The sequence below is a fragment of the Bordetella sp. H567 genome, assembly GCF_001704295.1.
GTDB lineage: Bacteria > Pseudomonadota > Gammaproteobacteria > Burkholderiales > Burkholderiaceae_B > Bordetella_C.
This window is the reverse complement of the sequence record NZ_CP012334.1, coordinates 4,105,833-4,126,748: the sequence shown is the minus strand read 5'-3', so window position 1 is coordinate 4,126,748 and position 20,916 is coordinate 4,105,833. Positions and strand designations below refer to the sequence as shown.

The 20,916-nt window shown below is 64.4% G+C and carries 18 protein-coding genes and 1 tRNA gene; 13 read left to right on the top strand and 6 right to left on the bottom strand.

What is annotated here, in order from left to right; genetic code table 11:
* Positions 1-8 precede the first annotated feature (8 nt).
* From AKI39_RS18555 to AKI39_RS18545, 3 genes are all read right to left on the bottom strand, one after another.
* Positions 9-338 carry an ArsR/SmtB family transcription factor gene (locus AKI39_RS18555; protein ID WP_066639333.1) on the bottom strand — a complete coding sequence of 110 codons (330 nt, stop codon included), beginning with the start codon at positions 336-338 and terminating at the stop codon, positions 9-11.
* A gap of 195 nt (positions 339-533) precedes the next feature.
* Entirely contained in the window at positions 534-1,295 is a 762-nt protein-coding gene (locus tag AKI39_RS18550) for a glucose 1-dehydrogenase (RefSeq protein WP_066639331.1), read from the bottom strand.
* A 131-nt stretch (positions 1,296-1,426) separates the two neighbouring features.
* A complete protein-coding gene (locus AKI39_RS18545) occupies positions 1,427-2,269 on the bottom strand; it encodes a DMT family transporter (protein WP_066639329.1) in 843 nt (280 codons plus the stop codon).
* A gap of 188 nt (positions 2,270-2,457) precedes the next feature.
* Here AKI39_RS18545 and gcvA point away from each other — a divergent pair, with 188 nt between their 5' ends.
* Positions 2,458-3,345 (top strand): transcriptional regulator GcvA, encoded by an 888-nt coding sequence (gene gcvA, locus AKI39_RS18540; protein ID WP_066639326.1) that lies wholly within the window; start codon positions 2,458-2,460, stop codon positions 3,343-3,345.
* Between the two features lie 474 nt (positions 3,346-3,819).
* Here gcvA and AKI39_RS18535 read toward each other — a convergent pair.
* Positions 3,820-3,910: transfer RNA gene (locus tag AKI39_RS18535), tRNA-Ser, on the bottom strand.
* A 342-nt stretch (positions 3,911-4,252) separates the two neighbouring features.
* Between AKI39_RS18535 and AKI39_RS18530 the strand changes: the two genes are divergently transcribed.
* The 3 genes from AKI39_RS18530 to yaaA all read left to right on the top strand — a co-directional run bounded on the left by AKI39_RS18530 (position 4,253) and on the right by yaaA (position 7,071).
* Positions 4,253-5,410 carry a cation:proton antiporter domain-containing protein gene (locus tag AKI39_RS18530; RefSeq protein ID WP_083228921.1) on the top strand — a complete coding sequence of 386 codons (1,158 nt, stop codon included), beginning with the start codon at positions 4,253-4,255 and terminating at the stop codon, positions 5,408-5,410.
* Positions 5,411-5,488: 78 nt separating this feature from the next.
* A complete protein-coding gene (locus AKI39_RS18525) occupies positions 5,489-6,271 on the top strand; it encodes a 3-hydroxybutyrate dehydrogenase (protein ID WP_066639321.1) in 783 nt (260 codons plus the stop codon).
* Between the two features lie 26 nt (positions 6,272-6,297).
* A complete protein-coding gene (gene yaaA, locus AKI39_RS18520) occupies positions 6,298-7,071 on the top strand; it encodes a peroxide stress protein YaaA (protein WP_066639319.1) in 774 nt (257 codons plus the stop codon).
* Between the two features lie 194 nt (positions 7,072-7,265).
* On the opposite strand, the gene AKI39_RS18515 is transcribed toward yaaA, so the two are convergent.
* On the bottom strand, positions 7,266-9,482 hold the full coding sequence (locus AKI39_RS18515; RefSeq protein ID WP_066639317.1) for an FUSC family protein: 2,217 nt from the start codon (positions 9,480-9,482) through the stop codon (positions 7,266-7,268).
* Between the two features lie 856 nt (positions 9,483-10,338).
* Here AKI39_RS18515 and AKI39_RS18510 point away from each other — a divergent pair.
* The 5 genes from AKI39_RS18510 (at position 10,339) to pssA (ending at position 15,268) form a co-directional block, all read left to right on the top strand.
* Positions 10,339-12,048, top strand: coding sequence for an acetolactate synthase 3 catalytic subunit (locus AKI39_RS18510; protein WP_066639315.1), 1,710 nt, complete (start codon positions 10,339-10,341; stop codon positions 12,046-12,048).
* Positions 12,049-12,057: 9 nt separating this feature from the next.
* A complete protein-coding gene (gene ilvN, locus AKI39_RS18505; RefSeq protein ID WP_066353686.1) occupies positions 12,058-12,549 on the top strand; it encodes an acetolactate synthase small subunit in 492 nt (163 codons plus the stop codon).
* 66 nt (positions 12,550-12,615) lie between these two features.
* Positions 12,616-13,632 (top strand): ketol-acid reductoisomerase, encoded by a 1,017-nt coding sequence (ilvC, locus tag AKI39_RS18500; protein ID WP_066639314.1) that lies wholly within the window; start codon positions 12,616-12,618, stop codon positions 13,630-13,632.
* Positions 13,633-13,824: 192 nt separating this feature from the next.
* Positions 13,825-14,496: a phosphatidylserine decarboxylase gene (locus tag AKI39_RS18495; protein WP_066639305.1), complete on the top strand. Its 672-nt coding sequence runs from the start codon at positions 13,825-13,827 to the stop codon at positions 14,494-14,496.
* Positions 14,489-15,268, top strand: a complete 780-nt coding sequence (pssA, locus tag AKI39_RS18490) for a CDP-diacylglycerol--serine O-phosphatidyltransferase (protein ID WP_066639303.1) — start codon at positions 14,489-14,491, stop codon at positions 15,266-15,268. Before AKI39_RS18495 ends, pssA begins: the two co-directional genes overlap by 8 nt.
* A 57-nt stretch (positions 15,269-15,325) precedes the next feature.
* On the opposite strand, the gene AKI39_RS18485 is transcribed toward pssA, so the two are convergent.
* Positions 15,326-15,856: a hypothetical protein gene (locus AKI39_RS18485; RefSeq protein ID WP_066639301.1), complete on the bottom strand. Its 531-nt coding sequence runs from the start codon at positions 15,854-15,856 to the stop codon at positions 15,326-15,328.
* A gap of 244 nt (positions 15,857-16,100) precedes the next feature.
* Between AKI39_RS18485 and rpsO the strand changes: the two genes are divergently transcribed.
* The 4 genes from rpsO to AKI39_RS18465 all read left to right on the top strand — a co-directional run bounded on the left by rpsO (position 16,101) and on the right by AKI39_RS18465 (position 20,871).
* Positions 16,101-16,370 carry a 30S ribosomal protein S15 gene (gene rpsO, locus AKI39_RS18480; protein WP_066639299.1) on the top strand — a complete coding sequence of 90 codons (270 nt, stop codon included), beginning with the start codon at positions 16,101-16,103 and terminating at the stop codon, positions 16,368-16,370.
* An 89-nt stretch (positions 16,371-16,459) separates the two neighbouring features.
* A complete protein-coding gene (gene pnp, locus AKI39_RS18475) occupies positions 16,460-18,628 on the top strand; it encodes a polyribonucleotide nucleotidyltransferase (RefSeq protein WP_066639290.1) in 2,169 nt (722 codons plus the stop codon).
* 244 nt (positions 18,629-18,872) lie between these two features.
* Positions 18,873-19,604 carry a hypothetical protein gene (locus tag AKI39_RS18470; RefSeq protein ID WP_066643298.1) on the top strand — a complete coding sequence of 244 codons (732 nt, stop codon included), beginning with the start codon at positions 18,873-18,875 and terminating at the stop codon, positions 19,602-19,604.
* Between the two features lie 49 nt (positions 19,605-19,653).
* Positions 19,654-20,871, top strand: coding sequence for a threonine ammonia-lyase (locus AKI39_RS18465; RefSeq protein ID WP_066639287.1), 1,218 nt, complete (start codon positions 19,654-19,656; stop codon positions 20,869-20,871).
* Positions 20,872-20,916: the final 45 nt, after the last annotated feature.

Sequence of the window (20,916 nt, the reverse complement as noted above, 5' to 3'; positions counted from 1 at the left end):
GCGCGTCCTCAGCAGTTCCGGCAAGCAGCCGCGTCGCCGGTAGCCTCGCAAGCGGCCCCTTGGCAGCAGTTTTCCGTCAGGTAATCCATCAGCCCCGTCATGCGGCTGAACTCCGCGCGGTAAATCAGATTGCGCCCTTGCTGTTCGATCGTGACCAGGCCGGCATGGGCCAGCTCCTTCAAATGGAAGGAAAGGGTATTTCGCGCCAAGCCGAGCTGTTCCGCCATGACGCTGGGCGTAAGCCCCTCGAACCCCGCCACCACCAGCGCGCGGAAGACCCGCAGCCGCTGCACATGGGCCAGCGCGGCCAGGGAGGAGACGGCTTGATCTTCGGTCATGGAGTTAATTCTATTATTCAACGATTGTGGAATAATAGGCGACGCAGCGTCGCGTTGCAAGGCGGAAGGCTGGCGAATCAAGGCGCTGGACAATTCACCCTGACGGATCCTCGCACCGGAAAAGTCGTGTTGATAGAGAGCGCGGCTCTTGATTGAGCGGAAGAACTGCTGCAAGGCTGCATGCCACCTGATGCGTCACTTTCCGCCAGTGACATCAAGGAAGGTGCCGGTGATGAAAGAAGCCTCGGCGCTGGCTAGCCACAGGATCGCGCGCGCGACTTCTTCAGGCTGACCGCCTCTTCCCATGGGGATCGAGTCCTTGACGCGATCCACCCGTCCCGGCTCTCCGCCGCTGGCATGCATGTCGGTGTAGATGTGCCCGGGCCGTATGCAGTTGACGCGTATCCCATCGCGCGCGACTTCTTTCGCGAAGCCAGTCGTGAAGGTCTCAAGGGCGCCCTTCGACGCAGCGTAGTCGACGTATTCGTTCGGGCTGCCGAGCCGGGCCGCTGCGGATGAAATATTGATCACGGAGCCGCCGCGCCCGTTGTGGCGGTAGGACATCCGTTTCGCCGCTTGCTGCGCGCACAGGATGGGGCCGATGGCGTTGACCGCGAAGATCCGCTGCATCCGCTCGAATTCCAGATCCTCCAGCCGGGACTGCCGCGCCAGTATGGCGGCATTGTTCACCAGGACGTCTATCCGGCCGAACTCGCGGTCGATGGCACCGAATAACCGTGCGACCTGTTCCGGGTCCGCGCTATCCGCGCGCACCGGCAAGGCGCGGCGGCCCAGGGCTTGTACATCAGCCGCCACCGCAAGCGCGGCCGATTCATTGGAGACGAAGCTCAGCGCGACATCGTAGCCTTGTGCGGCGGCAAGACGCGCGGTTGCCGCACCTACGCCGCGGCTTCCCCCGGTGATCAGAATCAGCGGGGCCTGCGTGAGGGTATTCATTTAGCGAACCTCCATGTGGGTGGATTGGATCAAAGTTTCCAGACGGGTGGATGGATCAAAGTTCCCATACCGCATGGTGGATGAAAGACCCGGACGGGTGGGTGCATCGAAGACCCAGATAGGTTGATGAATCAAAGTCCCAGGCAAACCGCGCCGGCGGCGACGATCACGCAAGCAAGCCACCGCGTTCCACTGACTGCTTCACGCAGAAACACCCGTCCCATCAGCACCGCGAACACCACGCTGGTCTCCCGCAACGCCGACACCGCGCCCATCGCGTCCGACTGCAGCGCCCAGATCACGATGCCATACGCAGCCAGCGACACCAAGCCCCCGACGAGCGACGTACAGACCGACAGCGGCTCGGCACGTACGGGGCGCCACAGCGGAGTGAACCCGCGCATCGCGACGAACAGCACCGGCATCAGCCAATAAGACAGGAACATCCACGCGGTATAGGTAAGCGCCTGCCCGTTGGACAGCCTGACGCCGATGCCGTCGATCACGGTATAGATCGCGATCGTCGCACCGGTCGTCAGCGCGGCCAGCACACCGGCGCGCGACACCTGCCGCCCTTGCAGCGCGATCGCGATAATGCCGCCCGATACCATCGCGATCCCCAGCGCATGCAAGGCACCGATCGTCTCATGCGCGAACAGCGCCGCGCCCAGCGTGACCAGCAGCGGCGACGAGCCCCGCGCGATCGGATACGCCATTGCCAGGTCGTTGCGGCGATACGACCGCACAAGGCTCACGTTGTAGACGATATGCACCAGGCCTGACGCGACGAGATAGGGCCAGGCGGCCTCGGCCGGCAAGGGGGTGAACAGGACGACGACCGTAGAGACCGCGCCAATGGCGATGCTCATCCAGGTCATGGACAAGAAGCGGTCGCGATTGCCGTGCAGCATCGCGTTCCAGCTGGCGTGAAGCAAGGCAGCAAACAGCACAATGCCGCCGGTATAACTGAGCATGGGTCGGAAGCGGTAAGGGGAAGAGGGCAACCAATATCGCGGCGTCGGTCCGGCACGTTACGGGCAGTGCGCCTTTGGGCCCGTTGTCATGCTGAAACAGTTTCGGCGCTGGAGAAAGAGAATATCTATCTTGTTGCCCCGCGACAAACCAGATAAATTGCGGCGTCGAGTTAGAAAAGCTGGCAACTATGAAACGAACCCTGCCGCCCCTCAATGCCTTGCGCGCCTTCGAGGCCGCGGGCCGCCACGGCAGCTTCAAGGACGCCGCCGCGGAGCTGCATGTGACACACGGCGCGATAAGCCAGCACGTGCGCCTGTTGGAGCAGTGGCTGGACGCACCGCTGTTCGAGCGGCACAACCGCCGTGTAAAGCTGACGCCGGCCGCGAAGGCCTATCTGGAGAAAATCGGGCCCTTGTTCGAACAGCTCGCGCAGGCCACGGCGAGATACGGGGTACCCGAAACGGTCTCGCGGACACTTTCCGTGAACGCGCCGGCGACATTCACGTTGCGCTGGCTGGTGCCCCGGCTGGCCAGATTTCGTGTCGAACACCCCGACGTGGAGGTCAAGGTAGAGACCTCGAACGGGCCGTTGGAAAGTCTCCAGGAAAACCATGACATCGTCATCCGGGGCGGCCCGGACACGTTCTACGGCTATTCGATGCGGCCTTTCCTGTCCGAGGAGCGCTTGCCGGTCTGTAGCCCGGCACTACTACGCCAACTGCCGCTTCGATCGCCGGGCGACCTGCGCCAGCACACCTTGCTGCACACTTCCAGTCTTCCCCGGCTCTGGCCGGACTGGCTGGCCAGCGCACAGGTGGCCCCCCTCAGGCCCGCAGCTGCATTGACCTTCGACCATTTCTATCTGACGCTGCAGGCGGCCATTGACGGAATCGGCGTTGCGATGGGGCCTACCGCGTTGGTGGCCGACGACCTAGCCGCGAGACGGCTGGTCGCACCGTTCGCGGGTCCTCGTCTGCCGTCGCGCAGCTATTGCAGCTACGTTCCGGACGAAAAGCTGGACGATGAGCTGGTGGGCCTGTTCCGGTCGTGGCTGGAGCGTGAGGGGATGTGTTAGCCGAGGGCGTGCCCGGGTTCTGCATAGGAATTTCATCGTCCGCTCTTCATAAGGGCCCAAAAACGGCTACCTCAGTGAGCGCTTGAAAAGGATCAATCTTGAAAGAGCAAGGAATAACTACGGCCATTGTGCATTCGGATCGTGGGGCAGGCGTTGAACACGGCGCTATTCGAGCGCCAATTCATACGTCGACCCAATTCGGTTACGACAGGGGGCGCGATTTACGAGCGTGGTCCCTACGCAAAAATCTGCCGCGTAGCCAATGTGATGCGTCCTCACTTGGAAAGCTTGACATGAGTCAGCGCAATGTCGCTGCGTTGGTACGCGCCCGATTGCTTGACGCCATGGCGTGATTTGCTGATGCGAGCGGGAGTCCCAACGTGCCCTCTTCGGATCGAAGGGATACACCAGCGGGTGTCACAAAGGAGGGGAGCAAGAAAAAAGCCCTTGAAGAATCAAGGGCTCTTATATATCTGGCGGAGAGGGTGGGATTCGAACCCACGGTACGGGGATACCGTACGCCTGATTTCGAGTCAGGTACATTCGACCACTCTGCCACCTCTCCTAGGTGTTTTCGTCGCGGTGGCTCCCTGGCGTTCGATCTTTGCCCACCGATGCGTGCGCATTAGCGGGAAGGTCAGAGCGATAACGGGGTGGTCAACAGACACCGCGAGGCTGCCCGTCGATTGGATCGACGAACAGCGAAGCCCGCTATTCTACCAGCAATTTAAAGCGCTGTGTGTCCCCTCGATGGGCGTCGCGCCATCCGTACCGCCACGACCGCAATCCAAGAGAGCCAAAAGGGCAGGCAGGACGCCTTTCCCGGCGGCCCCAAGCGGGGGTCGCCACGGATTCCCCAGCACCGTAATTTCTTGTCAGAATGTGTGTTCTGTCTGGCCAGGTGCTCATGGAACTCGTCGTCGTCCTTCTGCTCGCCGCGGTGGTGTGCGTGCCGCTGACCCAGGTCCTGGGCCTGGGTACCATTCCAGGCTATCTTCTGGCCGGCATCCTCATTGGCCCCTCGGCCCTGAAGCTGGTCACCGACGTTCCCGCCATCATCGACATTTCCCAGTGGGGCGTGGTGATGATGTTGTTCGTCATCGGCCTGGAGCTGGAGCCGTCCCGGCTGTGGGGCATGCGGCGCGAGGTGTTCGGCATTGGCATATTCCAGATGGTGGCCTGTGGAAGCGTGCTCGCGCTGCTGATGGGCCTGGTGCTGCGCCACCTGATCGATATGTCATGGACGGGTGCCATCGTCTGCGGCACTGCCCTGGCCCTGTCATCGACGGCGGTGGCCCTGCGGCTGCTGGACGAACGCCAGCTGACTCGCACTCCCATGGGACGCACGGCGCTGGGCGTGCTGCTGTTGCAGGACATGGCCGCCATTCCCATCCTGGTCTCGCTGGGCATCATCGGCGGCGGCGGCACGCGGGCGCCTTCCTTCGTGTCCTCGCTGGTGGCGGTGGCGGTCGTGCTGGTCTGCTATCGGCTGCGCGTCATCCGCTGGGCCGAGCGCGCGCAATTGCAAGAGCTTTTCACTGCCGCGACCCTGCTGGTGGTGATCGGGTCGGCGCAGTTGTTCGACCACGCGGGCCTGTCCGCGGGTCTTGGCGGCTTCCTGGTCGGCGTGCTGCTGGCCAAATCGAAGTACCGGACGTCCATGGAAGCGTCCATCGAACCCTTCAAGGGGCTGCTGCTGGGGCTGTTTTTCCTGAGCATCGGCATGTCGGTCAACCTGGACGTCGTCCAGGAGCATTGGCGGTTCATTCTCTTCAGCGTAATGGCCTTGCTGCTGGTCAAGGGCGCGATCCTGTACGGCATCGCGCGCATGTCCGGATTGCCGGCCTATCACCGGCTGCCCTTCGCGATGTCCCTGGCCCAGGGCGGCGAGTTCAGCTTTGCGCTTTTTAACGAAGCCTGGGACAACGGCCTGCTGAGCGCGCCCCATCGTGACCTGATCTCCGTGGTGGTGGCCATCTCCATGGCGGTCGTCCCTGTCCTGATCAAACTGGTTGAACGCATGCAGCCCCAGCGCGTGGAAGGCTACACTTCCGGGGCGCCCTGACCAGGGCGCCGCACGAAGGCCGCCATCCGCCGCTCGACGTCCCGTCCCATCCCCATCCTCCCGGAAAGGAGTACCGCCATGCTGAAAGGAAAAGTCGCCGTCGTTACCGGATCCACCAGTGGTATCGGCCTGGGTATCGCTACCGCGCTGGCCGCGCAGCGTGCCGACATCGTCCTGAACGGTTTTGGCGATCCGGCGGAAATCGAGAAGACCCGGGCCGGCCTGGCGCTGGCGCACGGCATCAAGTCGATCTATGACGGCGCGGACCTGTCCAAGGGGGAATCGGTGCGCCAACTGGTGGAGAACGCCGTGGCCGCCTTCGGCCGCATCGATATCCTGGTCAACAACGCCGGCATCCAGCATACGGACCTGATCGAAAACTTTCCGCCGGAAAAATGGGACGCCATCATCGCGCTCAATCTGTCCGCCGTGTTTCATGGCACGGCGGCGGCCTTGCCGCACATGAAGAAGCAGAAGTGGGGGCGCATCATCAACATCGCCTCCGCGCATGGCCTGGTGGGTTCGGCCAGCAAGTCGGCCTATGTGGCCGCCAAGCACGGTGTGGTGGGCTTGACGAAGGTGACGGCGCTGGAAACGGCCGGCCTGGGCATCACGGCGAACGCCATTTGTCCAGGGTGGGTGCGTACCGGCCTGGTCGAAAAGCAGATCACCGCCATCGCCGCCAAGGATGGCGTGGATCAGGAAACCGCGGCACGCGAGCTCCTGAGCGAAAAGCAACCCTCGCTGCAGTTCGTGACGCCGGAGCAATTGGGCGGCACCGCCGTCTATCTGTGCTCGCCCGCCGCTGAACAGGTTACCGGCGCGTCGATCTCGGTCGACGGCGGCTGGACGTCGCGCTGATCATCTGAACAAGGAACATTCCCAACATGCTGTTTTTGCTGTCTCCCGCCAAGAAGCTGGACTACGACACGCCCCTGGGCGTGGACCTGCACACGCAGCCGCTTTTCGTCGATCACGCGGCTGCGCTGATCAAGGTGCTGAAGAAGAAAAGCGCCGAGGACATCGCCCAGTTGATGGACCTTAGCCCCGCGCTGGCCGACCTTAACGTCCGGCGCTATGCCGCATGGAAACCGACGTTCACGCAGCAGAACGCGCGTCCGGCGATCCTGGCCTTCAACGGCGACGTGTACGAAGGCTTGCAGGCGCCCAGCCTGAACGCCGCGCAGCTCCAATGGGCGCAGGATCACGTCGCCATCCTGAGCGGCCTGTACGGGGTGCTGCGGCCGCTGGATCTGATGCAGCCCTATCGGCTGGAAATGGGCACGCGCCTGGAAACGCCCCGCGGCAAGAACCTGTATGAGTTCTGGGGCGCCGATATCTCGGAATACCTGAACGAACGCCTGGAGGGGGACAAAAAGCCCGTCGTCGTCAATCTGGCGTCCGAGGAGTATTTCAAGTCGGTGGACCTGAAAGCGCTGAAGGCGCGCGTCGTGCAATGCGTCTTCCAGGAATGGAAGAACGGCGCCTACAAGATCATCAGTTTCAATGCCAAGCGGGCGCGCGGCCTGATGGCGCGCTACGCCATCCATCACAAGATCGCTACGCCGGAACGCCTGAAGGGCTTCGATGCCGAAGGCTATGCCTATGACGAGGCGGCCTCGACGCCGGACAAGCTGGTGTTTCGCCGCAAGCTGGCCTGAACCGTCGAAGGTCCTGCGCGCGTGGTGGATAGGAAGAGACCGCTCTGATAGCCCGGGATGGGCCAGGCCAGGACCGTCCCGGGCAAAAGCGGGCAGGCGCCGCCACGCAGGAACAGGGCAGAAGCGCGGCGGGAACGTGGCAGGAGCAAAGCCGGGCAGCAGCGGCCGGCGCCGCGCACGGCGCGAGGCACGGCTCAGCCGTCCAGCGCCGTGCTCTCCTGGCGGATCATCTGCCCCGCGCGCACCATCAGCTTCAGCGGGTAGGCCAGGGAGGCCAGTTCGCCGTGTATATCGATCTGCTCCGGCAGCGGCGGCACGGGTGGCCGTGCCGGGTCCAGCATGACGGTCACGGCTTTCAGGGTGTCCTTCACCGAGGGCGGTGGCTCGTGGCTCAGCGTCGATAGCGTGGGTACCGCCGCGGTGGTCTGCGAGGCCAGGACATGGTTCTGGATAAGCAGATTGTTCAGCTCCGGCACGTACTGCTGGCGCGACTGCGGTTCGCTCATCATGCGGTAAAACGCTTCGGCGAAGTTGCTGAAGGCGATGTGCACGTTCTTGCGCGCCAGCCGCCAGTTCAGGTCGGCGTCGATTTCCGCCTGGGTGGCGGGCGGTTCCGGGACCGGACCCTGCGCCTGCTCGGGGCTCGCGCGGCGCGCCTGCTTCTCCCGCATCACGCCGGAATACAGCAGGCCGGCGCGCAGGTATTCCCAGTTGGCCTTGACCGCGGCGCGTGCCAGCGGCGGCAGGTAGCGCGCCTCCCACCACGGGAAGGCGTAGCTGCAGGCCAGCGACAGCGCGCAGCCGATCAGGGTATCCAGCGCGCGTTCGCCGATCACGTTCATGGACACGGTGCCGGGCGAGACGAAGTGAAAGACCAGCACCACGAATATCGTGTTGAAGATCGCGCTGGCCATGTAATTCAGCTGCACCAGGCTGTTGCCCATGATGCAGGCCACCAGCAGGGCGACGAACAGGATCTCCGGGCTGGCGGTCAAATTCAGCAGGATCAGCGCCATGACGCAGCCGATCAGCGTGCCGGTAAGCCGCCAGCCGTTGCGCTGCCGCGTCAGCGCGAAGCCGGGCTTCATGATGATGACGATGGTCAGCATGATCCAGTAGTTGTGCGCCGAAAACGTTTCCGACACCCAGAACTCGCTGACGGTCATGGCCAGGGCGGCCGCCAGCGCGACCCGTAGCGCGTAGCGGAAGTTCGGCGAATCCATGCGCAGATTGCTGGTGATCATCCCCAGCCGGAATTCCTGGCGGGTCATGAAGCGCGTCAGCGACTTGTCGATGCGCAGCGCGCTGGTCGGCTTGGCACCGGGGCGGTTCAGCGTGTGGTCGGCCAGGCGCTCGACGGTGCGCGACGCGTTGCGCAGGCGCCGCTGGATCTGGACCAGCAGGGCCAGGATTTCCGGCTCGCGTTCGCCCAAGCCGTGCTGCTTGAGCTGGTCGATCTCGTACTCGATGGCGCGCAATTCCGCCTTGATGCTGGTGCGCCGCTTGACCGGGCCGCCATGGGAGACGCTGAGCGCGATGCGTTCCAGGTCCAGCGACATCTTCAGCAGCGCATCGCGCATGAATACCAGCACGTCGTTGCCGGTCAGCGCCCGGCGCAGCGCGGCATAGTCGGTATGCGTGGCGAACAGCGTGTCCACCAGCTGCAGCATGTCCACGAACATATTCCAGATCATCACGCGGCGGCTGTCGCCCCAGCCCTTGCCGCGGGGCAGGGCGCGCAGCACCACGTCGCGGGCGGCTTGGTGTTTTTCCGTCATGACGGACTGGCGTTGGATCAGCGCCCGGTAGGAATCCTCCAGGTCTTCCCCTTCGTCGTAGAACGAGGCGCGCGACGCGACATAGTCGGCGGTGGCGAACAGGGCCACCGACATGGCCTGCTGTTCCTCGCGCAGCCAGAACAGGCGGCTGAAGCCGACGCTGAACAGCAGGTAGAACAGCGCGCCGCCGAAGGTGACGACGGCATGCAGCAGCACCTGGTCCGCCGGCAGGGGCGAGTGCATGGTCAGCGCCATCACCAGCAGGCCGGCAAAGCCGATCAGGCCGCCGCGCTTGCCGAAGACGGTGAACAGCGAATAGATAAAGCACTCCGCGATCACCACGATCCACAGCGCCAGGCGGTCGTTGGAGGCAAACCCGGTGATGCAGACGGTCAGCGTGGCCAGGACGCAGCCGCCCAGCATCTCGTTGGTGCGGTGCTGCTGGGGGCCGCCAGGCTGGTCGATGATCGCCACGCACTGCGAGCCGAAGGTGGCCACCAGTCCCAGCGTGTACTCGCCGAACAGCACGCCCAGGATCAGAACGGGCAGGAGCATGCCGATCCCCTGGCGAACCCCCCCGAAAAAGTAATGGCTGTAGATGAAGCGGCGGAGATTCGCGATGCGCAAGTCCATGGGCGGCGGCTTGGTACGAATGGGGACGGGATAGGTGGCAAGTATAGAGAGTCGCCGATTGTTTGCCGCGACGATCGTCGATCGCGGGTGCGAAGCAAGGAGGGGCCTGTTCGAGCGGGATCAGCCGAGTGGGGGAGAAGAGGCGGGGTAGGTGAGACGGCGCTCGGCTGCGCAGGGGGGCTGGGCTGAGCAGGCCTAGGCTGAGCAGGACTAGGCTGAGCAGGACTAGGCTGAGCAGGGTTAGGCTGAGCAAGGGGCCAGGCGGGGCGGGGCGGTGCCGCCGGCTACTAGGCGGGGCGGGACGGCCGACTCTGGGCCAGGGGAGGTGGCGCGAGGCCAGTCGGGACCCGCCGGGACCTGCCGCGTCGGTCGGGACCACCCAGTGCCAAGCGAGGCGAAATGGCAGGAGACAATGAGAGACGGCGGTGTCGCGGGAAACCGACGCGTTGAATGGAATACGGTTCCAGGACTCTGTCCGATTTGCTTGGTACCCCGCAAACACGGTAAATTCAGCGTTTCCCGTCGGCCCCTCATCCAGGGCTGGCGGCGATGGTTTGCGAGTTTCCCGGTCTACCGACCGGTTTCAAAGCGCCAGCAGTACCCTGCCATTGGCCGTGCCACAAGCGCGTAGTCAAAGGCTTCCATTTCGATCTCCGGCGCCCATTGTGGGCGCATGCACTGCGTCTGGATGGACGCGTGCCGGGCCGGCAAGGCATCCGGGCGGAGCGGTTCCGTGAATCGCGAAGCGCCGGGTCGTGTTGTCGGGACCGGTATCGGGTCCAGCAGCCTCCTACCCAACGGTAGGCAGGCGCCGCACTCCTTACTGCAGGGCCGGAACACTGAAAGGAACGACAACATGGAACTCAATGGCGCCGACATCGTCGTGCGCTGCCTGGCCGATGAGGGCGTGGAACACGTCTTTGGCTATCCTGGCGGCGCGGTGCTCTACATCTACGACGCAATCTTCAAGCAAGACAAATTCCAGCATATCCTGGTGCGCCACGAACAGGCGGCCGTGCATGCCGCCGATGCCTATTCGCGTTCGTCGAACAAGGTAGGCGTGTGCATCGTCACCAGCGGCCCGGGCGTCACCAACGCCGTGACCGGCATCGCCACCGCGTATATGGACTCCATTCCGCTGGTCATCATCAGCGGACAGGTGCCGACCGCGGCCATCGGCGAAGACGCTTTCCAGGAATGCGACACGGTCGGCATCACCCGTCCGTGCGTCAAGCACAACTTTCTGGTGCGCGACGTCAAGGATCTGGCCGACACCATGCGGCGCGCCTTCTACATCGCGCGCACCGGCCGTCCCGGTCCCGTCCTGGTGGATATTCCCAAGGACATCACGCTGGCCCCGTGCAAGTACGTGCCGCCCAAGGGCGAGATCACGATGCGTTCGTACGCGCCCGTCAACAAGGGGCACCAGGGCCAGATCAAGAAGGCCGTGCAGATGCTCCTGGCGGCCGAGCGCCCCATGATCTATACCGGCGGCGGCGTGATCCTGTCGGATGCCGCCGCCGAGCTGCGCGCCGTGGTGGACCTGCTGGGCGCGCCGTGCACCAACACGCTGATGGGCCTGGGCTCCTTGCCCGCCGATCACCAGGCTTTCCTGGGCATGCCGGGCATGCACGGTACCTACGAGGCCAACATGGCCATGCAGCACTGCGACGTGCTGCTCGCCATCGGCGCGCGCTTCGATGACCGCGTCATCGGCAATCCCAAGCATTTCGCGCAGAACCCGCGCAAGATCATCCACGTCGACATCGATCCGTCGTCCATCTCCAAGCGCGTGCGCGTGGACGTGCCCATCGTCGGCAACGTCAAGGATGTCCTGATCGAAATGCTGGCGCAGCTGCGCGTGGCCGAAATCAAGCCGCCGTCGCTGGAAAACTGGTGGAAGCAGGTGCAGGAATGGCGCGGCAAGGACTGCCTGAAGTACGCGGGCTCCAGCACCGTCATCAAGCCGCAGTTCGTGGTCGAGAAGCTGTGGGAAGTGACCGGCGGCAAGGCCTTCGTGACCTCCGACGTGGGCCAGCACCAGATGTGGGCGGCGCAGTATTACCGCTTCGGCCAGCCGCGGCGGTGGATCAACTCCGGCGGCCTGGGCACCATGGGCGTGGGCTTGCCCTACGCCATGGGCGTGCAGATGGCCAACCCCGGCCACGACGTGGCGGTCATCACCGGCGAAGCGTCCATCCAGATGAATATCCAGGAACTGTCGACCTGCCACCAGTACCATCTGACGCCCAAGATCATCTGCCTGAACAATCGCTTCCTGGGCATGGTGCGGCAATGGCAGCAGATCGACTACGGCTCGCGCTATTCCGAGTCGTACATGGATTCGCTGCCGGACTTCGTCAAGGTCGCCGAGGCCTACGGCCATGTCGGCCTGCGCATCGAAAGTCCCTCGGACGTCGAACCCGCGCTGCGCGAAGCTTTCAAGAAGCACAAGGACCGACTGGTGTTTCTGGACTTCATTACGGACCGTACGGAAAACGTGTGGCCGATGGTCAAGGCCGGCCGCGGCCTGACCGAAATGCTGCTGGGTTCCGAGGATCTGTAAGGGGACGTCATGAAACACGTGATTTCGGTTTTGCTGGAAAACGAACCGGGCGCACTCTCGCGCGTGGTGGGGCTGTTTTCCGCGCGCGGCTACAACATTGAAACGCTGACCGTGGCACCCACCGAGGATGCCACGCTGTCGCGCATGACCATCGTCACCACCGGGTCCGACGAGGTCATCGAGCAGATCACCAAGCACTTGAACCGCCTCGTCGACGTGGTCAAGGTGGTGGACCTGACCGAAGGCGCGCACATCGAACGCGAGCTCATGCTGGTGAAGGTGCGCGCCGTCGGCAAGGAGCGCGAGGAAATGAAGCGCATGGCGGACATCTTCCGCGGGCGCATCATCGACGTGACCGACAAGTCCTACACCATCGAACTGACCGGTGTGCAGGAAAAGATCTCGGCCTTTATCGAGGCGCTGGATCGCAGCGCGATTCTCGAAACCGTTCGTACCGGGGTTTCGGGTATCGGACGCGGGGAACGCGTGCTGAAGCTCTGACCGGCCCCGGCCGATCGATCATCCATTTATCCGTTTACTGAAAGAAAGAATACTGGAGCTCGTCAAATGAAAGTTTTCTACGACAAAGACTGCGATCTTTCCCTGATCAAGGGCCGCACGGTCGCCATCATCGGCTATGGCTCGCAAGGCCATGCGCACGCGTTGAACCTGCATGAGTCCGGCGTCAAGGTCGTCGTCGGCCTGCGCAAGGGTGGCGCGTCCTGGAACAAGGCCGCCAATGCCGGCCTGAAAGTGCAGGAAGTCGCCGAGGCGGTCAAGGGCGCCGACGTCGTCATGATGCTGCTGCCCGACGAGAACATCGCCAAGGTGTATCGCGACGAAGTGCACGCCAACATCAAGGCGGGCGCTGCGCTGGCCTTCGCCCACGGCTTCAACGTGCACTATGGCCAGGTCGTCCCGCGCGAAGACATCGACGTGATCATGGTCGCCCCCAAGGCGCCCGGCCACACGGTGCGCTCCACCTATACCCAGGGCGGCGGCGTGCCCCACCTGGTCGCGGTGTACCAGGACAAGTCGGGCGCCGCGCGCGACGTCGCGCTGTCCTACGCCAGTGCCAACGGTGGCGGCCGCGCCGGCATCATCGAAACCAACTTCCGCGAAGAAACCGAAACCGACCTGTTCGGCGAACAGGCCGTGCTGTGCGGCGGTACCGTGGAATTGATCAAGGCGGGTTTCGATACGCTGGTGGAAGCCGGCTACGCGCCCGAAATGGCGTACTTCGAGTGCCTGCACGAGCTCAAGCTGATCGTGGACCTGATTTATGAAGGCGGCATCGCCAACATGAACTACTCGATCTCGAACAACGCCGAATTCGGCGAATACGAGACCGGCCCCAAGATCGTCACGGCACAGACCCGCGAAGCCATGCGCCAGGCGCTGGCCGACATTCAGAACGGCGAATACGCCAAGCGCTTCATCCTGGAAAACGCCGCGGGCGCCCCGACGCTGACCTCGCGCCGCCGCATCAATGCGGAATCGCAGATCGAGCAGGTGGGCAGCAAGCTGCGCGCGATGATGCCGTGGATCGCCGCCAACAAGCTGGTGGACAAATCCAAAAACTAAGTACGTGCCCGGCCCGGCCGGGTATGCGACTTGCGCGAGCGGCATGCCCCGGCATGCCGCTTTTTTTCCAGGCGGCCCCATGGCGACGGCCAACGCGGGCCGCGGCGTGGGGCTGTTTTGTCGCATACTCGCCGCGATGCAACGGCCCGTCCGGGCACAAACCGGGGCCATATCGGTTAACCTTCGCCTACGATGAATAAACCCCCTTATCCCCATCCCATCATCGCCCGCGAGGGCTGGCCGTTCCTCGCCGGCGCGATCGTCGTGGCGATACTGGTCACGCTGTGGTCGCCGGCGGTATCGATCATCTTCTGGATCATCGCGCTGTTCGTGCTGCAGTTTTTCCGCGATCCCCCGCGGATGGCGCCGGATTCGCCCGCGGCGGTGCTTTCGCCGGCCGACGGCCGCGTGGTGGCCGTGGAGACGGTGCGCGATCCCTATGCCGATCGCGACGCCCTGAAGATCAGCGTGTTCATGAATGTGTTCAATGTCCATTCCAACCGCGCGCCGGTCAACGGCCAGGTGTTGGACGTACAGTATTTCCCCGGCAAGTTCTTCAACGCGGCGCTGGACAAGGCCTCGCTGGAAAACGAACGCAACGCCATGGTGCTGCGTACGCCCGCGGGCCACGTCGTCACGGCCGTCCAGGTGGCCGGCCTGGTGGCCAAGCGCATACTTTGCTATGCCAGGAAGAACGACACGCTGGTGCGCGGCCAACGCTACGGATTCATCCGTTTCGGGTCGCGCGTGGATGTCTACCTGCCGCCGGCCGCCCGGCCGCGGGTCGCGCTGGGCGACAAGGTCAGCGCGACCAGCTCCGTGCTGGCGGACTTGCCTGCAACCGACGATGCGAGCCATGCCTAAACTGTCGATGCGCGATCCCGAGAACCGCCACCGCAGCATTTACCTGCTGCCCAATGCGTTCACCACGGCGGCCCTGTTCGCTGGCTTCTACGCCGTGGTGCAGGCCATGAACAACCAGTTCGAGGCCGCGGCGATCGCCATTTTCGCGGCCATGGTGCTGGATGGCATGGACGGGCGCGTGGCGCGCCTGACCAACACCCAGTCGGCCTTCGGCGAACAGTACGATTCGCTCTCCGACATGACCTCCTTCGGCGTCGCGCCGGCGCTGGTGATGTACGAATGGATGCTGAACGAGCTGGGGCGCTGGGGCTGGCTGGCCGCTTTCGTGTACGTGGCCGGGGCGGCCCTGCGCCTGGCCCGCTTCAACACCAACATAGGCGTCGTCGACAAGCGCTTCTTCCAGGGGCTGCCCAGCCCCTCGGCCGCCGCGCTGGTGGCCGGCTATGTCTGGCTGGCGGTGGACAACAAGCTGCCTATCCATGATGCCTTCATGGCCTGGACGGCGTTCTGCGTCACCATGTACGCGGGCGTGGCCATGGTCAGCAATGCGCCGTTCTACAGCGGCAAGAGCTTCGCCCTGGGGCGCAGCGTGCCGTTCTGGGTGATCCTGCTGGTGGTGGCGGCCTTCGTTTTCGTGTCCAGCGATCCCCCGGTGGTGCTGTTCGGCCTGTTCGTGATCTACGGCATCTCCGGCTGGTTCATCCTGGCCTGGCGCTGGAACCGCGCCCGCCGCTGGCAGCGCAACCGGGCGCGCTCAAGTTCGGAGCCATAGCCTGGCCGATGCCGCCGGGACGGTTGTCCCGGCGCTGTCCTGTCCGCCGTCCTGCCTTCAGCGCGAGAAGTCCAATGGCTGTTCGTACATGGGATCCGGTCCCGGGTGATGCCGGGTCACCCGGTCGCCCTTGCGTCCCATGTACACGTACATCAGTGAATTCCAGGAGTCGTTTTCGCGGTAGCGGTACGACCACACCACTTGGCGGACGCTCGGCAGGCCGACTTCGTCGACGATCGCCGGCGGGCCGAATTCGCACAGCACCCGATTGGCGGGCCAGTCGCCCTCGGACAGCAGGGAAAAATGCTGGTCCGTCAGGATGCGCTCCACCCGGTCTATCCGTCCGTCCGGCCCCACGTTGCCGCCCCAGGCGAACTGCCCCAGCGGCTGTTGGGTCCAGATGACGCGCCGGCCTCCGTTGGCCAGCGGGCAACTGAAATTGGGTTGCCCGTACTCCGCGACCACTTGGCTGAGCGGGCTGTCGGGCGGCGTGCGTGCCGCCATGTCGGCGCAGCCGGCCAGCAGGGCCAGGGGGACCAGCAGCGCCGCGCAACGGCGGCGGGCGCGGGAAGAAGTCTGCTCAGCCATGATTCCTCCTGGAGGGGGCGGGCCCAAGGTCCGGCGGGACGCGGCGCATGCGGCGCGCCCGGGCCGGGGCCCAGGGCCCGTGTGGGGCCCCGCCGGCTGGCTTGTCCTGACAATCCTCGCCAATAAGTTATAATCCTTCGGTTTTTGCTGTGGAATAACTGTCCATCCTGACCGTTTTTCAACCTGTTTTTCCAACCCACGCCAAGGCACCTCGGCCCTGGCGCATGTCCGAAGAGGTCAATAAATGTCCGTAGCTGACATCAAAAAGTCCGATATCGTCGCGCAATTCCAGCGCGCTCAAGGCGATACCGGCTCCCCCGAAGTCCAAGTGGCGCTGCTTACCGCTCGCATCAACGAGCTTACTGGTCACTTCAAGGAACACATCAAGGACCACCATTCGCGCCGCGGTCTGCTGCGCATGGTCAGCCGCCGCCGCAAACTGCTCGACTACCTCAAGGGTCGCAACCCCGATGCTTATCGCGCTCTGATCGAAAAACTCGGTCTGCGCAAGTGATCGACGGGGTCGGTTCCCCATGACGCAACCGTGGCCGGTGCGACCTTGTCGCAACGGCCACGGTTTTTCATTTGTAAGGAATAATCGTCATGTTCAATAAAGTGACAAAAACCTTCCAGTACGGCCAGCATAAGGTCGTGCTGGAGACCGGAGAGATTGCCCGCCAGGCATCCGGCGCCGTTGTGGTGTCCATCGAGGACACGGTCGTGCTGGCCACCGTCGTGGCCGCCAAGAAGGCCAAGCCGGGTCAGGATTTCTTCCCGCTGACCGTCGACTACATCGAAAAGACCTACGCTGCCGGCCGTATCCCGGGCGGCTTCTTCAAGCGCGAAGGCAAGCCTTCCGAAAAGGAAACGCTGACGTCGCGCCTGATCGACCGTCCGCTGCGTCCGCTGTTCCCGGAAGGCTTCTACAACGAAGTGCAGGTCGTCCTGCACACGCTGTCCGTCAATCCCGAGATCGATCCCGATATCGCCGCCATGATCGGCGCGTCGGCCGCGCTGGCGATTTCCGGCATTCCCTTCAACGGCCCGATCGGCGCCGCCCGCGTGGGCTATGTCGACGGTCAGTACGTGCTGAATCCCACCGCTTCGCAACTGAAGCAGTCCAAGCTGGACCTCGTCGTGGCAGGCACCGAACGTGCGGTGCTGATGGTCGAATCCGAAGCGCAGCAGCTGTCGGAAGAGGTGATGCTGGGTTCGGTGGTGTTCGGCCACGAACAGATGCAGGCCGTCATCAACGCCATCCATGAACTGGTGCGCGATGCCGGCAAGCCGGAATGGGACTGGAAGCCGGAAGCCAAGAACGAAGGCCTGCTCGCCGCGGTTACCGCCGCTGCCCAGGATGGCCTGAGCGCCGCCTACCAGATCCGCGAAAAGCAGCTGCGCACGACCAAGCTGCGTGAAGTCTACGCGGACGTGCAGGCCAAGGTGGCTGCCCGTGCCGCTGAAACCGGCGAAGGCATGCCGGACTCGGTGGCCGTGGACAACATCCTGTTCGACCTGGAAGCGCGCATCGTCCGCGGACAAATCCTGAACGGCGAACCGCGTATCGACGGCCGCGACACCCGCACCGTGCGTCCCATCAGCGTTCGCCTGGGCGTGCTGCCGCGCGCGCACGGCAGCGCGCTGTTCACCCGCGGGGAAACCCAGGCGCTGGTCGTGGCCACGCTGGGCACCAAGCAGGACGAGCAGATCATCGACGCGCTCATGGGCGAATACCGCGACCGCTTCATGCTGCACTACAACATGCCGCCCTTCGCCACCGGCGAAACGGGCCGCATCGGCGTGCCCAAGCGCCGCGAAATCGGCCATGGCCGCCTGGCCAAGCGCGCGCTGCGGTCCATGCTGCCGGCGCCGGAAGACTTCCAGTACACGATCCGCCTGGTCTCCGAGATTACCGAGTCCAATGGCTCGTCCTCCATGGCGTCGGTCTGCGGTGGTTCGCTGGCCATGATGGACGCCGGCGTGCCGATCAAGGATCACGTCGCTGGCGTGGCCATGGGGCTGATCCTGGAGAACGGCAAGTTCGCCGTGCTGACGGACATCCTGGGCGACGAGGATCACCTGGGCGACATGGATTTCAAGGTGGCCGGTACCCAGCAGGGCGTCACGGCCCTGCAGATGGACATCAAGATCCAGGGCATCACCAAGGAAATCATGCAGGTTGCGCTGGCCCAGGCCCGCGAAGGCCGCTTGCATATCCTGGACAAGATGCGCGAAGCGCTGGGCACCTCGCGTGGCGAACTCTCCGCCTTCGCACCGCGCATGCTGACGATGAAGATCAATCCGGAGAAGATCCGCGACGTCATCGGCAAGGGTGGCGCCACCATCCGCGCCCTGACCGAGGAAACCGGCACGCAGATCGACATCTCCGATGACGGCACCATCGTCATCGCCAGCGTCGACGAAGGGCAGGCGAAGGAAGCCCAGCGCCGCATCGTGGAACTGACCGCCGACGTCGAGGTGGGCCAGGTCTACGAAGGCAGCGTGCTGCGCTTGCTGGACTTCGGCGCCATCGTCCAGGTCCTGCCGGGCCGCGACGGCTTGCTGCACATTTCCGAGATCGCCAACTATCGCATCGCCAACATCAACGATGTGCTGAAGGTCGGCCAGAACGTCCGCGTCAAGGTCATCGAGGCCGACGACAAGGGGCGCCTGCGCCTGTCCATCAAGGCGATCGGCGGCATCGAACTGCAGCAGCCCCAGCAAGGGGAAGCGGCTGCCGCGGCTGCCCCGCAATCCGAACCGCAGCAGTAAGCGGCACGGACAGGCGCTGTTCCGCCGCTGTGGCGGGGTCGGCGCCGTAGGGACGGCAGCGTTCACGAAACGGCACCGCAAGGTGCCGTTTCGCTTTTGGAGGGCGCGGCGTTGCAAACGCCGGAACGGCGTGGCGGCGGCGCCGTTCGCACGTTTTCATCGCGACTGCGGTAAAGTGCTGGCGCGGCGCACGCGGACCACGCGCGGCGCATCACGCGGCATCCGGAATACAGGCAAATATGGCATGAAGCGGCGCGGGCGCATGGCCTTGGCGATCATCGGTGCGGGCATGACGCTCGCGGCTTGCGTGTCCCCGCAGGCCCCTTCCCGCGACGGTCGGACGCCCGACGCGGAATCCATGTCCGCCGACCAGCTCATGCAGACGGATTTCAACCGCACCGTCACCCTGGAGATGCGCGACAACCTGAATAGCCTGTATGCGCTGGCTGACAAGCTGTACCGCCGCAATCCCCGCGAATGGCGCAAGGCCGGCATGGCAGACCAGGCCGCCGCGGTGGCGCGCTTGCGCGGCGCCATCGACAACCACACGCCGCCGGCCTCGCTGTCGGGGTTGCGGGACATCCAGATCCTGGCCGTGTCCCTGGATCCGCGTTTCCAGGGTGACCGCGTGTCGGCCTTCGTCTACGGCCTTGCCGACACCATCATCGCGGCGCACAACGGCAAGACGCGGTTCTATGTCTCCGATATGCTGGACGGCCAGCGCGTCTACAATGCGGCTCGTAACGTCGAGGCCGCGGCCTGGCTGCTGGGCAGCCGCCGCGACAGCGCCGGCCAGCCCCTGCTGCTGGCCAACGAAATCAGCGCCAGCGCTACCAACCTGAGCTTCGAGCGCGAGTTCGGCGCAATCATAGGCAGGCTGGACCTGATCGCCAACCTGCTCGGGGAAAATGGCCGGCGCGTCGGCATCAACTACGCCCAAGGCTTGCTGTTCTTCAATTTTCTACCGGTGCGTTGATGGCTGCCGCCGGCGCGGTGCCCGCCAGCCGTCCCATCAGGAGCCTACCGTGATCGACCTGTCCGCCATCCAGTCCGCGTATCAGCGCTTGCAGGGACAAGTCCTGAACACGCCGTTTTCGCATTCGCGCACGCTGTCCGACATACTGGGCGCGGAAGTCTGGCTCAAATTCGAGAACCTGCAGTTCACCGCCTCGTTCAAGGAGCGCGGTGCGCTGAACCGCATGCTCAGCCTGGACGCGCACGAGCGCGCGCGCGGCGTCATCGCCGTATCGGCCGGCAATCATGCCCAAGGGGTGGCCTACCATGCCCAGCGCATGGGCATCCCGGCGGTCATCGTCATGCCGCGCTTCACCCCCACGGTCAAGGTGGCCAACACGCGCCGCTTCGGTGCCGAGGTCGTCCTGGCCGGCGAGACCTTCGACGACGCCAAGGCCCACGGCTACACGCTGGCCGAGGAACGCGGGCTGGTCATGATCCATCCCTACGACGATCCCTACGTCATCGCCGGACAGGGTACGATCGCGCTGGAAATGCTGCAGGCCAGGCCGGACCTGGACACGCTGGTCGTGGCGATCGGCGGGGGCGGCCTGATATCCGGCATGGCGGTGGCCGCCAAGGCCATCAAGCCGGACATCGAAATCGTGGGCGTGCAGACCGAACGCTTTCCGTCCATGTACGAGGCCACCCAGGGCGTGACGCTGCCGCATGGCCAGTACACCATCGCCGAGGGCATCGCCGTGCGCTCGCCGGGTGAACTGACCCGTGAGATCGTGGAGCGCCTGGTCGACCGAATCGACCTCGTCAGCGAAGCGGATATCGAGCATGCCATTGTGGTGTTGCTGGAAATCGAGAAAACCGTGGTGGAAGGCGCCGGCGCGGCCGGCCTGGCGGCCATGCTGCGCGACCAGGCCCAGGACAGCACGCGCTTCCAGGGCAAGCGGGTAGGGCTGGTGCTGACTGGCGGCAATATCGATCCCCTGATGCTGGGAGAATTGATCGAACGCGGCATGGTGCGTGCCGGTCGCCTGGCCCGCATCCGGGTGGACCTGCGCGACCTGCCGGGTGCCCTCGCGCACGCCACGGCCGTCATCGCCGAGGCCCACGCCAATATCACCGAAGTCCATCACCAGCGGGCGTTCACGGCGCTGCCGGTGCGCAATGTGGAAGTGGATTTCGTGCTGCAGACGCGCGGCCCGGAGCACATCGCCGAAGTCATCGACCGCTTGAATGCGGCCGGCTTCGCGGCCAGCAACCACGATCATTGATGTGGCGATTGCCCGCGCACCTGCGGCACGGCGCGGCGCCCGTTG

Bases quoted from the DNA above. Each gene is read 5' to 3' on its own strand.
- AKI39_RS18510 (WP_066639315.1), top strand. From the start codon at position 10,339: ATGGAACTCAATGGCGCCGACATCGTCGTGCGCTGCCTGGCCGATGAG.
- rpsO (WP_066639299.1), top strand. From the start codon at position 16,101: ATGTCCGTAGCTGACATCAAAAAGTCCGATATCGTCGCGCAATTCCAG.
- ilvN (WP_066353686.1), top strand. From the start codon at position 12,058: ATGAAACACGTGATTTCGGTTTTGCTGGAAAACGAACCGGGCGCACTC.
- AKI39_RS18550 (WP_066639331.1), bottom strand. From the start codon at position 1,295: ATGAATACCCTCACGCAGGCCCCGCTGATTCTGATCACCGGGGGAAGC.
- AKI39_RS18485 (WP_066639301.1), bottom strand. From the start codon at position 15,856: ATGGCTGAGCAGACTTCTTCCCGCGCCCGCCGCCGTTGCGCGGCGCTG.
- AKI39_RS18515 (WP_066639317.1), bottom strand. From the start codon at position 9,482: ATGGACTTGCGCATCGCGAATCTCCGCCGCTTCATCTACAGCCATTAC.
- AKI39_RS18555 (WP_066639333.1), bottom strand. From the start codon at position 338: ATGACCGAAGATCAAGCCGTCTCCTCCCTGGCCGCGCTGGCCCATGTG.
- gcvA (WP_066639326.1), top strand. From the start codon at position 2,458: ATGAAACGAACCCTGCCGCCCCTCAATGCCTTGCGCGCCTTCGAGGCC.
- AKI39_RS18545 (WP_066639329.1), bottom strand. From the start codon at position 2,269: ATGCTCAGTTATACCGGCGGCATTGTGCTGTTTGCTGCCTTGCTTCAC.
- AKI39_RS18470 (WP_066643298.1), top strand. From the start codon at position 18,873: ATGAAGCGGCGCGGGCGCATGGCCTTGGCGATCATCGGTGCGGGCATG.
- pssA (WP_066639303.1), top strand. From the start codon at position 14,489: ATGCCTAAACTGTCGATGCGCGATCCCGAGAACCGCCACCGCAGCATT.
- AKI39_RS18525 (WP_066639321.1), top strand. From the start codon at position 5,489: ATGCTGAAAGGAAAAGTCGCCGTCGTTACCGGATCCACCAGTGGTATC.
- pnp (WP_066639290.1), top strand. From the start codon at position 16,460: ATGTTCAATAAAGTGACAAAAACCTTCCAGTACGGCCAGCATAAGGTC.
- AKI39_RS18495 (WP_066639305.1), top strand. From the start codon at position 13,825: ATGAATAAACCCCCTTATCCCCATCCCATCATCGCCCGCGAGGGCTGG.
- ilvC (WP_066639314.1), top strand. From the start codon at position 12,616: ATGAAAGTTTTCTACGACAAAGACTGCGATCTTTCCCTGATCAAGGGC.
- yaaA (WP_066639319.1), top strand. From the start codon at position 6,298: ATGCTGTTTTTGCTGTCTCCCGCCAAGAAGCTGGACTACGACACGCCC.
- AKI39_RS18530 (WP_083228921.1), top strand. From the start codon at position 4,253: ATGGAACTCGTCGTCGTCCTTCTGCTCGCCGCGGTGGTGTGCGTGCCG.